Origin of the sequence: Paenibacillus sp. Lou8.1, assembly GCF_024213565.1 — a bacterium.
GTDB classification, from domain to species: domain Bacteria; phylum Bacillota; class Bacilli; order Paenibacillales; family Paenibacillaceae; genus Paenibacillus; species Paenibacillus polymyxa_B.
In genome coordinates this window covers 79,014-92,590 of the sequence record NZ_JANAVN010000020.1, presented here as the reverse complement: position 1 = coordinate 92,590, position 13,577 = coordinate 79,014, and the positions used below count along the sequence as shown (strand labels likewise).

12 protein-coding genes are annotated in these 13,577 nt (G+C 46.9%); 9 read left to right on the top strand and 3 right to left on the bottom strand.

What is annotated here, in order from left to right:
• Positions 1–159: 159 nt before the first annotated feature.
• Positions 160–657 carry a DinB family protein gene (locus tag NLX78_RS24020; protein ID WP_250259875.1) on the bottom strand — a complete coding sequence of 166 codons (498 nt, stop codon included), beginning with the start codon at positions 655–657 and terminating at the stop codon, positions 160–162.
• Positions 658–974: 317 nt separating this feature from the next.
• Between NLX78_RS24020 and NLX78_RS24015 the strand changes: the two genes are divergently transcribed.
• A complete protein-coding gene (locus NLX78_RS24015; protein ID WP_250267206.1) occupies positions 975–1,478 on the top strand; it encodes a MarR family transcriptional regulator in 504 nt (167 codons plus the stop codon).
• Positions 1,479–1,680: 202 nt separating this feature from the next.
• Here the strand turns inward: NLX78_RS24015 and NLX78_RS24010 are convergent, their stop codons facing one another.
• Both NLX78_RS24010 and NLX78_RS24005 read right to left on the bottom strand, forming a co-directional pair.
• Complete coding sequence (locus NLX78_RS24010; protein ID WP_061831911.1) at positions 1,681–2,610, bottom strand: response regulator; 930 nt, start codon at positions 2,608–2,610, stop codon at positions 1,681–1,683.
• 5 nt (positions 2,611–2,615) lie between these two features.
• Positions 2,616–3,920, bottom strand: coding sequence for a sensor histidine kinase (locus tag NLX78_RS24005; protein ID WP_254351735.1), 1,305 nt, complete (start codon positions 3,918–3,920; stop codon positions 2,616–2,618).
• Positions 3,921–4,131: 211 nt separating this feature from the next.
• Here NLX78_RS24005 and NLX78_RS24000 point away from each other — a divergent pair, with 211 nt between their 5' ends.
• From NLX78_RS24000 to NLX78_RS23960, 8 genes are all read left to right on the top strand, one after another.
• Positions 4,132–5,385, top strand: a complete 1,254-nt coding sequence (locus tag NLX78_RS24000; RefSeq protein WP_061831913.1) for a cation:dicarboxylate symporter family transporter — start codon at positions 4,132–4,134, stop codon at positions 5,383–5,385.
• A gap of 257 nt (positions 5,386–5,642) precedes the next feature.
• Complete coding sequence (locus tag NLX78_RS26630) at positions 5,643–7,154, top strand: methyl-accepting chemotaxis protein (protein ID WP_302057494.1); 1,512 nt, start codon at positions 5,643–5,645, stop codon at positions 7,152–7,154.
• A gap of 130 nt (positions 7,155–7,284) precedes the next feature.
• The gene (locus tag NLX78_RS23985; protein ID WP_254351734.1) at positions 7,285–7,647 is read left to right on the top strand and encodes a DUF1304 domain-containing protein; all 363 of its coding nucleotides are present in this window, start codon (positions 7,285–7,287) and stop codon (positions 7,645–7,647) included.
• A gap of 349 nt (positions 7,648–7,996) precedes the next feature.
• Positions 7,997–9,616 (top strand): ABC transporter substrate-binding protein, encoded by a 1,620-nt coding sequence (locus NLX78_RS23980; RefSeq protein ID WP_254351733.1) that lies wholly within the window; start codon positions 7,997–7,999, stop codon positions 9,614–9,616.
• A gap of 72 nt (positions 9,617–9,688) precedes the next feature.
• Positions 9,689–10,639, top strand: coding sequence for an ABC transporter permease (locus NLX78_RS23975; RefSeq protein WP_023986565.1), 951 nt, complete (start codon positions 9,689–9,691; stop codon positions 10,637–10,639).
• Between the two features lie 4 nt (positions 10,640–10,643).
• Positions 10,644–11,489 carry an ABC transporter permease gene (locus NLX78_RS23970; RefSeq protein WP_235306957.1) on the top strand — a complete coding sequence of 282 codons (846 nt, stop codon included), beginning with the start codon at positions 10,644–10,646 and terminating at the stop codon, positions 11,487–11,489.
• Positions 11,490–11,548: 59 nt separating this feature from the next.
• A complete protein-coding gene (locus NLX78_RS23965) occupies positions 11,549–12,586 on the top strand; it encodes an ABC transporter ATP-binding protein (RefSeq protein ID WP_254351732.1) in 1,038 nt (345 codons plus the stop codon).
• Positions 12,579–13,541, top strand: coding sequence for an ABC transporter ATP-binding protein (locus NLX78_RS23960; protein WP_367988689.1), 963 nt, complete (start codon positions 12,579–12,581; stop codon positions 13,539–13,541). The genes NLX78_RS23965 and NLX78_RS23960 overlap by 8 nt, the downstream gene beginning before the upstream one ends.
• Positions 13,542–13,577 lie beyond the last annotated feature (36 nt).

The window sequence follows — 13,577 nt, the reverse complement described above, 5'->3', positions numbered from 1 at the left end:
TCGGATTGCACCTGATTACGGGTAAACGGCTTCAGGTCGAGTTAGCGGGTTCCCATATAGGGTACGCAAGCGAGTTCCTCGCGGTGCCTAAATCCCATTGCAATGATGGAGGTATGAAGCAGCGGATGGGGGAATCTGGATTAGAGCGTGGTGTTGCCTTTAGGCTGGAAAGCCGCCTCCTGGTGGTGGCCAAGCTCCATAAATCCGGCGTAGTAGCACGATTTCACCCAAATGATATGAATTGTGGGAAGCGATATTCCGCAGTAGTCCTGCTTTCGTTTCACCTGGAAAATGAGCTAGTGAATCATCCAGTTGCGCGGTTTCGGCAATCTGCACAGCCTGATCTACGCCCTGTAAAAATTCGTTAATGACAGCCTGCCATGCCTCTTCGCTTTGCGGTCCAGTCTCTTTGGGCCAGCTTTCCATGACATTGCCCGGAAGCTGGGGCTTCCGTCCTTCCAAATGCTCCAGCATGAACTGCTGCCAGTAAATCATATGCTTCAGCAGTTGATAAATGCTGTAAGGCATTTCTGCATTTTTCTTCCCTGCCAGCTCGACGTCGATGTCTGGTAAAGCCCGAGCTACTCGAATATGTCCACGTTCCCCGACCAGTGATTTAACCAGTGCTTGACCGAATAATTGGTTTGCATCCGACATGTATCATCATCCCTTCTATGGAGAACTTGTTTCTAACTTATTCTCATTTTACGATTATACAATTATATTTTTCGAAATGAAAATACCCGCGTAGTATGAAGAGAAAGAAAAATAATTTTTAAAAACAGTTGATAATCATTCTCATTTGTACTAAAATAAAATTGTTTCAAAAGAAACAAAGTATCAACAATAGATATATTTTGTATATATACGGAAATGTTAAAGGGGAGCTTTCCGTATGCATATATTGTTTTCTATGAAACAAAAATGGGCTATAATGAAGGAGGAGTATGCCAAAGGAGTGACTACTTGTTCGTATGGAAAAGGCGACATCGGTTCAGCATGTCTATGATTTGCTTATTAAGATGAATCATCAGTGGGAGCAGCATCAGCAAAGAGAGAGCATGACCTTTCTCGAAGAAATCCGCGAGCACTTTGATGGAATGACTTCGCTCAATATGACGGATGTGCACGTTATGGATTGTATCGGGCGGCATGAGCCGATTAATGTTACGACATTAGCGGATCGAATTGAGCTGAGCAAGGGTACAGTTTCGAAAGTCAGCACCAAGCTGCTCAAGGAAGGCTGGATTCGCAGAACCCAGCTTAACGACAACAAGAAAGAAATTTATTTTCGGTTAACCCCGTTGGGGAAAAGACTCTTTCTTGTGCATGAACGACTGCATGTTAAGGTACAGCAGCAGTTATTTCAATTTTTAAATCGTTATAGCTCGGAAGATCTGAATGTCTTGAAACGTCTGCTGTCCGATGGTGTAGATCTCTTGGAAGCTATGGAGTGGCAGGGCAAGAGTCTGGACTAAAGGGATATCGAATCATCAACGATGGGCACCTGTTAATCTCCAAGTAATAGATACATGGGGAGATGCAGGTGCTTTTCTTTTAATGTCAGCATTTTGCATAATTCGATTCCCAACGCTCGAGGGTACAATATATAGACGGGCTAACCCGTTCCGATCTATATATTGCTGATTTGTGAATACTCTTGGGATTTATGCAAAATGCTTAGTGTAATAGCCGTTTTGCTTCCATATAGAGCACTTGTACGAATTTTTTCGTATTAATGCGGGCTTGGGACAGTGAAGGCTCCACATTGTTTTGCAGTTCCAGCATTTTTTTGCGGATTTCTGTAAAATCAAAAAATTTGGATGCATAATTTTCAAATTTAGGATGGGTATAGTCAGTCAATCCGAGCGATACTATATGGCTTAGCGTCTGGAAAATAGCACGGCGGACACGTTGCTCCGATGCCTTGATTTCCTTACTCAGCTCTACTGCTGAGGCTGAAGCCCCTAATCGTTTGGACGCTACATTAGCAAATATATCCTTCAACGGCGGGAACAGATAGGGAGATAGATTTCCTGTTTCCTCCTCATACTGGTCCAGAAATTCCAGCATGTCCAGTAAATCCATACTCCCGGCTTCGCCGATCATCCCCATTTCGGAGAGCAGAAACTGCCCGGAAGTTACGATGTTTCGGGTCGGTTCAATTGTTGCCGTTGGGTTATTCGTTGTGAACATCGACAACCCTTGAAGCGTGCGCTGAATATCCGTAATCGACTGCTGCATGCGCAGACGCTCAGCCACCTTATGAATAACTGCAATAATCTCCAGTCGATTCAAAGGCTTGGCCACATAATATTCAATACCGAGCGAGTATGCCTCGCCGATCATGTTTTTGGATTCGATGCGAGAAATCATAATGATTTTGCCGCTGAATTGATCGCCGAGTGCACGCACGGTCTGAATGCCATCACGAAGCGGCATCAGCAAGTCAATCAGCAATACATCAATCCGGTTCAGCTCCAGGAGGCCGCTATTCACGTAGGTACCATCCTCTGCTTCCCCGATGACTTCTCCTAAACCTTCGTCTTCAATAATGTCTGCCAGCATAGAACGAATTCCCTGATCGTCATCCACAATATAAAAACGCATCCGGGCTATCTTCCTTTCTCCGTCAGTTTCCGTAAAGGCAATGTAATTCTAAAAGTGGTCTGTAATCTATCTGTATTCTCTTCTTCATCCTGTTGCAGTTCAATCGTTCCTCCAAGGCTCTCCGCGACCTCACGTACATAAAACAATCCCATACCGGTCGACGGCTGTCCTTCCTCATCATACTTGGTCGTATACCCTGGTGTGAAGACCATTTCCCGTTTTCGTTGAGGAATCCCCGGACCGTTGTCGGTAACAATAAAGGAAGCTATATCCTCTTTTCCCGGTAGACAGCGAATGGAAACGTCAATCCTTCCGTTGTTCTTCATTGCTTCAACCGCATTGGCTGTCAGGTTATTAATAAGTGTCAAAACGGTATAAACATGCAGCTTGGGTAACAATGGATCGACATCTAGGGTAAAACGGATGGACTTGTCCAGCGATTGGGCGTATTTGCTGTTCGTTCGGATAATTAGCTCCCCAAGCTCTTGAGAAGCCATGTAATGCACTCCGCTTTCGGCATCAATCAGCTTGGACAAACCAGCAAAAATCCGCTGGCTGTCTTTTTTGATCTCGTGAACCTGTCCGGAAATACGAAGTGCCTGTCTGGCGTAATGTTCTCTATCCTTCAGAGATTCATCCTGCTGCAACTCACGGTACAGCTCGTAGCTTTCACGAGTGATTTGTTCTGCATGTGACAGCGTTTTGCCTAACTGGACCGACTCCTCATACAAGTCCGATACAAGGAGTAAAATTCGCTCCGTCTGCTGCCTTTGTGCCTCTTCATGCTGGACCGATTGATTTAACCGAATCATATTATAAAACCCAAGCACGAAGAAGCTGCGGATCATAGCCATGAAAGCTACTTTGCTGATCTTAATGATGTCCCAGAAATCGCCGTCCATGCTCCACCGGATGCTAAGTTCCGATACACTTGCGGCAACCTCAATCCCTACAGAGAGGATGCCCACGCGGAGTGCGCGGTAAGGCTCAGCATTAATGTTAAGGACCTGGAAGAGCAGACCGTAGATCATGTAATAAAAAAAGGTAGGGCCGTGCAGTGTCAGCAACTCTTCAAAGGGAAGGCCGGGCTGAGTGTAATGATTGAGTAAGATGCGAAAGGCGACTACCGCTATCCCTGCAAGCACTCCCGATAATGCAGGCGGAATATGACGAATAGATAACAGAAAGAAAAAAAATACAGGCGTACCAAAGCTGAGACGGAATGTATTAGCGAACGGGTGAATATTCAGCTCACCTGCGAGCGGTACAAATACAAGCATGAGCAGGAAAAGGAGCGTATTCAACTTCATCTATATTCACCTCCTGGGTATTCAGTCAGAAAGGCAATGTGAGCTAAATTCACAGGCTCGCCGTTAAAGTTTGTGAATTTATAGAAAAAAATAAATGCAGCTGTAGATAATTGTCGTTTTTTATAGATCAGATTGTAGTATAAATAACATCATTTGAATATTAAGAACAGCATACTGCAAAAATATACAAATCAGCCAGGGGGGACACGAAGTGAAAAAGATTAATTTGACGATGCAAATCTTTATCGGTCTGGCTTTAGGTATTATTATTGGTGCCTTATTTTACGGCAATTCAGGGGTGGAAGTCTACTTAAAGCCAATCGGCGATATTTTCATCCGCTTGATCAAGATGATTGTCGTGCCTATTGTGATCTCAACACTCATTATCGGCGTTGCCGGCGTGGGCGACATGAAAAAATTGGGTAAACTCGGCGGAAAGTCTATTCTGTACTTTGAGATTGTAACGACAATCGCCATCCTTTTCGGACTGCTTGTTGCCAACTTGGTTCGACCTGGTGACGGCGTAGACATGTCCCACCTGGCCAAGAGTGATATCCATTCCTATGTGGAGACTGCAGAGAAGTCAGGCCATAGTTTTATAGATACGATTGTGCATATTGTTCCTACCAATGTTATTCACGCCCTGGGCGAGGGGGATATGCTGGCTATTATATTCTTCTCCGTACTGTTTGGATTAGGGGTAGCGGCGATTGGTGACAAAGGCAAGCCTGTGCTGAATTTCTTTGAAGGCGTAGCCGACGCCATGTTCTGGGTAACCAATCAGGTCATGCGCCTGGCTCCGTTCGGTGTATTTGCCCTGATTGGAACGACAGTGGCCAAGTTTGGATTGGCCTCGTTATGGCCTTTATTGAAGCTTGTTTTGTCGGTGTACGGCTCCATGATACTGTTCATTGTGATTGTTTTTGGAATAATCGCCAAGCTTTGCGGTACCCGACTCTGGACTATGGTTAAAATTTTGAAAAGTGAGCTGTTGCTTGCATATTCGACGGCCAGTTCGGAAAGTGTTTTGCCTAAGATCATGGAGAAGATGGAGAAGTTCGGATGTCCTAAAGGAATTACGTCCTTTGTCATTCCGATTGGGTATTCTTTTAATCTGGACGGTTCCACCCTGTATCAGGCACTGGCTGCGATTTTCATTGCCCAAATGTACGGAATTGACCTGCCAATCACGACACAGATCACGCTGGTGCTAGTTTTGATTATTTCCTCCAAAGGTATTGCAGGGGTGCCAGGTGCTTCCTTTGTCGTTTTGCTCGCTACACTTGGAGCAGTGAACCTCCCGCTGGAGGGGTTGGCTTTTATCGCTGGTATTGATCGCATTCTGGATATGGCGCGTACGGTAGTCAATGTATTAGGTAACTCGCTTGCCGCTGTGGTCATGTCCAAATGGGAAGGCCAATATGATAAAGAAAAGGGCGAGGAATACGTTGCTTCAATTAAATAAGATGCAACGAACTGAATAGTTGCCAGAAAGAGCACTTTTGCGAAGTAATGCGAAGGTGTTCTTTTCATTTCCAGACTTATTAAGACCTTTCCTTTTTCGACATTTTTCGATGTTTTCTGTATGAATATATAGGTATATGGACATGAAAATGATTCTTATTACCTATGCTATTTTAGATTTATTTATAATGATTCTTAATAAAATTCCGATATTAAACTATATCGTTTTATATATTGGCTTAGAAGGGAAGAACATATATGTTTCTTAAAAAAAATGAGACCCACTCACTTGCTCCTTTAGTAGAAGAAAGCCGCAAACTTTCACAAAGAATACAGCAGAAGGATTATTCTGCCGCAATACAAGTTTCATCCCAATCTTCCGAGGTTCAAGAAATCGCAAACAATGTCAACCGAGCGCTTGAGTCCATGAAAAATGATGCTCAACATGTTGACATCCGTCTGAAGCTTGTTACCAAGGCTATAGAGATTGGCTTATGGGACATGGAGGTGGTTGCGGGTGATCCCGTCAATCCAAGTAATACATTCACATGGTCAGAAGAATTTCGTGCTATGCTGGGGTATCAGAGCGAAAAGGACTTCCCCAATGTATTAAACAGCTGGGCATCCCGGCTGCACCCCGAAGATCATGACAGAGCATTGACCGAATTGTCGGATCATTTGCTGGATTTTACGGGCAAGACGCCTTATGACGTACAGTATCGTTTGAAGCTGAAGCATGGAGAATACCGCTGGTTCCGGGCTACCGGAACGACGATCCGCGATCAGCAGGGAGTGCCGCTTCGGATTGCGGGCGCTCTGTTGGATGTGCACGACCAGAAGATTAAGTCCGAGGAGCTTCAGGCTCTAGTTACAAGATATGATCTCATCAATCGTGTTTTGGTGGAGGCTCCATATGATGTCATTCTGGCTGATGGAGACATTGAGAACCCGGATAATATATTTTGGTGGTCCCAGCAATTCCGCCACACCTTGGGCTTTAAGGATGAGCAGGACTTCCCAAGTGTACTAAGCAGTTGGAGCTCGCGTATACATCCTGACGATGCCGAGCATGCGTTTAAGGCTGTAGTTGACCATTTAAATGACTATTCAGATCGTACGCCATATGACATGGTGTGTCGCTTGCAAAGTAAAAATGGCGAATATCGCTGGTATCAAAACAGTGGAAGAAGCATACGCGATAGCAAGGGAGTACCTATTCGTATTGCGGGTACCATTCGTGATATTACTGTCGAAAAGGAAAAGCAGGCTGTTGCGGATGAGCTGACGCTCAAGATCCAGCATCTCTCCGATTCCATTACGGAAATGGTGAACGGCGTTAACTCGGTTAGTAACCAGGCGCAGGAGCTGGCAACGGCTCAGGAGCAATCGACAGAGGCAGCGAATCAAGCCAAAGTCAGTGCAGAAGAGACCCAAAACATTTCCAACTTCATTAAAGAGATTGCGAATCAAACGAATCTGCTGGGTCTGAATGCTGCCATTGAGGCATCGCGTGCGGGCGAGCAGGGGCGGGGGTTTGCGGTAGTTGCAGATGAAGTGAGAAAACTCGCCATACACAGTGCTGATGCGACCGGAAATATCGAGACTAGTCTGGACGAAATGAAGACACTCATCGAGCGGATTTTGCACAATATTGGTAATATGTCTACGCTGACACAAACACAAGCCGCGCTAACGCAACAAGTGAATGCATCTACAGACGAGATCAACAGCATGTCCAAAGCTTTGTTGGATTTTGCAAGAACGATGTAAGGCTTCATGTAGAAATGAGGCCGGGCCTTAGGCTCGGTCTCTTTACTGTTTTTGGAAGATGAACTATACTTTTCGAGGATAGATTTAAAACTCACCTCATAGTAACTTTATGTGGAAAAGAGGAATATACTTGAGCTTACTTAGTTCAATATTGGTCGGAATTGTAGCTCTGGAGCATGTGTACATTCTAATATTGGAAATGTTTCTGTGGACGACTCCGCGGGCGATGCGTACGTTCGGCACCTCGAAGGAGCTGGCGGAAGCAAGCAAATCCTTGGCTGCAAATCAGGGGCTGTACAACGGCTTTTTGGCAGCCGGATTGGTGTGGGGCTTGTTCTATCCGGATACTGTATTCGGGCGGCAAATCCAATTATTCTTTGTCATTTGTGTGGTAGTGGCTGCGTTGTATGGTGCATTAACTGCCAATAAGTCTATTTTATTAAAGCAAGGCCTGCCTGCCATCCTGGCACTAATCAGTTTGTGGATACCCTGAAGACACCCTTAACGGGTGTCTTCAGAGTGTCGAGAAAGTCTAGAGGACTTTTCGACACTTCTATTTTTATATGGGGAGACGCATCTTTTAAAATAAAAATCGATTTAAAACGATCTGAGGACCCTAGTTTTTAGACCACTAAGACAGTTTTAAACCCCCTGCAAAAAAACAGGGGGTTTCTCGACAGCCTGAAGACACCCTTAACGGGTGTCTTTTTCCTAGATTCGATCACATAATGTCTGGAATGCTAATGACAAGGGGAATAAACAGTTTTTGACCGATTGTAAATCCGACTATTCCGATTTATAATAAATTTATTACATACTAAGTGGACACGGGGGCTAGAGCGATGCGTCGTAATTTGACTGGTGTATTGGTATTTATTGTATTGATGTTGGTTGTAAGTGCATGCTCCGGCGGGAATTCTGGATCTACGTCTGAGACGAATGGGAATACACCCGGTACAGCTACCACAACAGCTGATAACGGACAGCCTAAAGATGGCGGCAGCCTGATCATTGGCGTACAAGCTGATCCGGTGGTGCTGAATCCGAACTATGCGGGTGATCGGGTAAGTCTGACGATAGATCAGGCGATATTCGCACCCTTATTTCAAGTGAACAATGGCAAAAAGACATTTTATTTGGCAGACAGTCTGACTCCTTCAGCAGACAAGCTGACTTATACACTAAAACTGAAAAAAAATCTGACTTGGCATGATGGCGAGAAGCTGACAGCTGACGATGTTGTTTTCACCATTAACAAAATTTTGGATGAGAAGCAGCACAGCTTTTTGAGAAGTAATTTTATGGTTAATGGCAAACCGGTTCAGGCGAGCAAGGTTGATGATACAACGGTGGATTTCAAGCTGCCTCAGCCAGCTCCTGCTTTTGAGGCAGCACTGGTACAGGTATCCCCGATTCCGAAGCACATTTTCGAGAATGAAGCGGATATTGAGAAAAGCACAAAAAACAACTCTCCGATTGGATCTGGTCCTTTCAAATTTAAAGAGTACAAAACCGGTGAGTACGTTACACTCGAACGGTTCGATAACTATGTTGGCGGAAAGCCGCATCTGGATTCAGTAACATACCGGATTGTTAAAGATTCAAATGCTGCGAATTTGGCCCTTCAAAATGGTGAGATCAATGTAAACTATCTCGATCCGCAAAATGTGGAGACCATTAAAGCAACAGATAAGTTTGACATTTTCCCTTACAGCGAAGGTCGCTTGGCTTATCTGATGTTTAATGAAAACAGTGATACGAAGCAGTTGAACAAAAAAGAAGTGCGGCAGGCGCTTTCTTATGCACTGAATCAGGATGAGTTGATTCAAGTCTCCTATGGCTCCAAAGATTATGCAGATACTGCGAAATCTGCTCTGACACAGGATGTACTGTATCACACGAATGACGTTGCATTTTTCAATAATGATGTGAACAAGGCAAAAGAGCTGCTGAAATCGGCTGGCGCTGAAGGACTGAAGCTGCGCATTATCATTCCGGGCGGCAACAAGGTACAGGAAGCACAAGCGCTCTATATCCAGCAGAAGTTCAAAGATATTGGCGTTCAGCTGGACGTGAACAGCATGGATTCCTCGGCATGGTCGCAAAAATTCGTCGATACGAATGCCAAGGACTTCGATCTGGCGATCAGCGGCTATATCATGGGGTATGATCCTGACGCGTATCGTATTTTGTATAGCACCGGATCATCCTCCAACTATTCGCATTATTCGAATAAGGAAGTAGATAAGCTGCTGGAAGAGGGCGCGGGTGAGTCGGATACGACTAAACGTGGAGCAATTTATAAAAAGGTACAAGAGCTGCTGGCTGAGGATGCTGTCATCTACCCGATTGCTTACACCAAGACTATTGTAGCCTTCGACAAGCAGTATGGCGGTATTGATCAGGCTGTGTTAAAGCCGGTCGTGATTTTCGAGGATTTGTCCAAAATTTATCACAAATAAGACAGGGTTTTCAAAAATAAGCTGGGCTAACCAGCTTATTTTTTTCGAAAACAGCAAGGGGAAGGGAAACGTATGAGACAACTCATCGCCAGAAGGTTGCTGCAAGTTATACCGATGCTATTTTTTGTGTCCATCGTCTGCTTCGGCTTGATCAAGCTGGCCCCAGGTGATCCGGTTCTCTCTTTTGTTACACCGAATATGCATCTGGAAGACATTGAACGAATGAGGCATAGCTTGGGGCTGGACCAGCCTGCTTATGTGCAGTACATATTATGGCTTAAAAAAAGCCTAACGGGTGATCTCGGCTACTCGCTAATTAATCACCAGCCTGTGCTGGATCAGATTCTCGATCGTCTGCCGGCTACAGCCGGGTTGATGGGGGCCTCCATCATACTGGCTGTGCTGATTGCAATTCCACTCGGTTTGACGGCTGCGGCTAATCGGAATCGCTGGATCGACAAGCTCATTAATCTGATGTCGTACATCGGAATTTCTGTTCCGCTATTTTGGCTCGGTATTTTACTTATTTATTTGTTTGCGATTTATCTGCATTGGCTTCCGAGTACAGGAATGCGTACCATCGGTACGGACTCGGTGCTAGATGTAATCAAGCATGGGATTTTACCATGTTTTGTACTGGCCTTCGGCTTTCTGTCTGTGTATGTGAGGTACATCCGTTCCAGCACGATTACGCAGCTCAAGGAAGAGTATGTGCAGATTCAATACGCGTTCGGATCTGGAAAAAGACTGGTTTTGTTTCGACATGTGCTTAAGCATGTGCTGTTGCCCATCATTACGCTGCTCGGAATGTCGGTTGCGGACCTGGTGGCTGGAGCCATTGTGACGGAGACGGTATTTTCCTGGCCGGGCATTGGCTCGCTGGGCATGACGGCGGTAAAAGGGATGGATTATCCCGTCATCATGGGGATTACTTTATTTTCCGCTCTGCTGCTGATCCTGGGTAATCTGCTTGCAGATATCTTGTATAGCATCGCGGACCCGAGAATTAAATCAACGAGGTGAATTCATGAATCGGAGCAAATGGCGCAACATGGGGATCGAGCTGATGACGAGCAAAATGGGCGCCGTCGCCCTCATACTATTGATCGTATTCTCGCTGGGGGCGATTTTCGCATTTTTATCGCCACAGGACCCGAATAAGTTGAACGTGCTGGAGCGTCTCCAACCACCGGGAGCGGCACACTGGTTTGGGACGGATGATTATGGGCGGGACTATTTTACAAGAGCACTGTACGGCGGACGTGTATCATTGCTGGTAGGCTTCGCGTCCATGATTATTGCGACCAGTATCGGTGCAGTGGTAGGGATTGTGAGCGGGTATTTTGGAGGATGGATCGACAATCTGCTTATGCGGGTTTTGGAGCTGATCATGTCAATTCCGTCTTTCTTGGTTATTTTGCTGCTGAGTGTGTTTTTGAAGCCGGGCGTCGGCAATATCATTGTCATTATCGCACTGCTCATGTGGATGAACATTGCCCGTGTGGTTCGTGCAGAGACAATGACGTTGCGCGAACGGGAGTATGTACTATACGCCAAAGCTTCGGGACAAAGCACGTTGGGTATTATTATGAAGCATATCGTACCGAATCTGATTCCGGTAATTATTGTAGGGGCGACGAACAATATCGCTTCAGCGATTATGATGGAATCGTCACTGAGCTTCCTCGGCTTTGGTGTTCAGCTGCCGAACGCTACGTGGGGCAGTATGCTGAATAATGCCCAAGGATATATTGCACAGGCCCCATATATGGCATTATTCCCGGGTCTACTTATTTTACTGACTGTGTTGAGCTTTAATGTTTTGGGGGATGTGCTGCGTGTAGGCTTTGAACCCAAATTAGTAAAACGATGATTCATAGTACAGGTCCATTACAAATGGCTCCAGGAGCGACAGGAAGGAGCGAAAACACAATGACAGAATATCTACTGTCCGTCGAACAGCTGGAGGTCTCCTTTTTCACTCGTGAAGGGGAAAATCAGGCAGTTCGAGGGGTTAGTTTTCATATTGATGCTGGAGAAACGGTAGGAATCGTAGGAGAATCCGGGAGCGGCAAAAGTGTTACAGCGAAAGCGATCATGTCGATGATTGCCCCGCCGGGCAAGCGGCTGAACGGCGATATTCGTTACCGGGGACAAAGCCTGACCGCTCTGACGGAAAAGCAATGGCGCAAAATACGCGGAAACCAGATTGCAATGGTTTTTCAGGACCCGATGACCTCGCTGAATCCGGTCAAAAAGGTTGGCTATCACCTGGTTGAGGTGATTCGCAGACATCAAGGACTGAGCAAGGAAGCGGCTACGCAAGCAGCTGTAGAACTGCTGCGACAAGTAGGCATTACCGAGCCGGAGCGCCGAATGAACCAATACCCGCATCAATTCAGCGGCGGGATGCGCCAGCGGGTGATGATTGCCATGGCGCTCTCGTGCAGCCCGGAGCTGCTGATTGCAGATGAGCCGACTACAGCGCTGGACGTAACGATTCAGGCACAAATCTTGGAGTTGCTCAAGACGCTAAAGCAGCAATCCGACATGTCCATTGCTCTGATCACCCATGATCTGGGCGTCGTCGCCCAGGTGTGTAGCCGTGTCATCGTCATGTACGGCGGCATGGTGATGGAGGAGGGACGCGTGGACGATATCTTTTATCGTCCGGGCCATCCGTATACGCAGGGCCTGCTGCGTTCTGTGCCCCAGCGCACGAACGGCTTCCGCAAGCGGCTGGTGCCGATTGAGGGCACGCCGCCGGACCTGCTGAACCCGCCATCAGGCTGTCCGTTCATGGAACGGTGCCCACACGCGTTTGCCCGCTGTGTGGAGCGGCCGCCGATGGTGGAGCTACGCCCGGATCAGCGAGCAGCCTGCTGGTTGAACGAGCCGGACGCAGTGCCTGCTGGAGTCTACGAGACGCCCGAAGCGGGCCAAGCGGAAGGGGGGAATAACGGTGAGTGAAGCAAATGATGTATTGGGTGAGCATCAGCCCTTGGTGGAGGTACACCAGCTTAAGAAGCATTTTGTGACCGCAAAGGATTTGTTAGGGCGTAGCTCTGAGGTGCTCAAGGCGGTGGATGGCGTGAGCTTTCAAATCAAGCGTGGCGAGACGTTCGGACTGGTCGGTGAGTCAGGTAGTGGGAAATCAACGGTTGGACGCTGTCTGACGCGATTATACGATTATACAGAAGGTACGGTACGTTTTGACGGTCAGGATATTTCCAAGCTGAACGATAAACAGCTCAAGCCGCTGCGTCGGCGCATTCAGAGCATTTTTCAGGACCCATATTCCTCTCTTAATCCGGGTATGAACGTGCTTGACCTGATCGGTGAGCCGATGGATATTCACAGATTGCATCAGGGTAGTGAGCGTAAAGATGCTGTAGTAGCTTTGCTTGAAAAGGTAGGGCTGAAGCGGGAGCATCTGTATCGCTACTCGCACGAGTTCAGCGGCGGGCAGCGCCAGCGGATTTCCATCGCTCGTGCTCTGTCCGTGAACCCCGAGTTCATCGTCTGTGACGAGCCGATTTCGGCACTGGATGTGTCCATTCAGGCGCAGGTCATTAACACGCTGGAGGATCTCCAGCAGGAGTTCGGGCTGACGTATCTGTTCATCGCCCATGACTTGTCGATGGTGCGACATATTTCAGACCGAATCGGTGTGATGTACCATGGGCGACTGGTAGAAGTAGCCGATGCAGATGAACTGTATGAGCAGCCCGCTCACCCTTATACGCAGGCGCTACTGTCCTCCATCCCTGTGCCTGATCCCAGAGCAGTCGGAGAGCGGGAGAGACTGGGGGGAGGCTTGGCCCAACCAGACGGTTCATTAGTATGGGACAAGGATAACAACAGTACAACCGAGCTGAGAGAAATCAGTCCCGGCCATTATGTAGCATACCCGGTTAACCTTTAGGGTTAAGAGCGGTTGTACGATGTGCATGACCCAAAG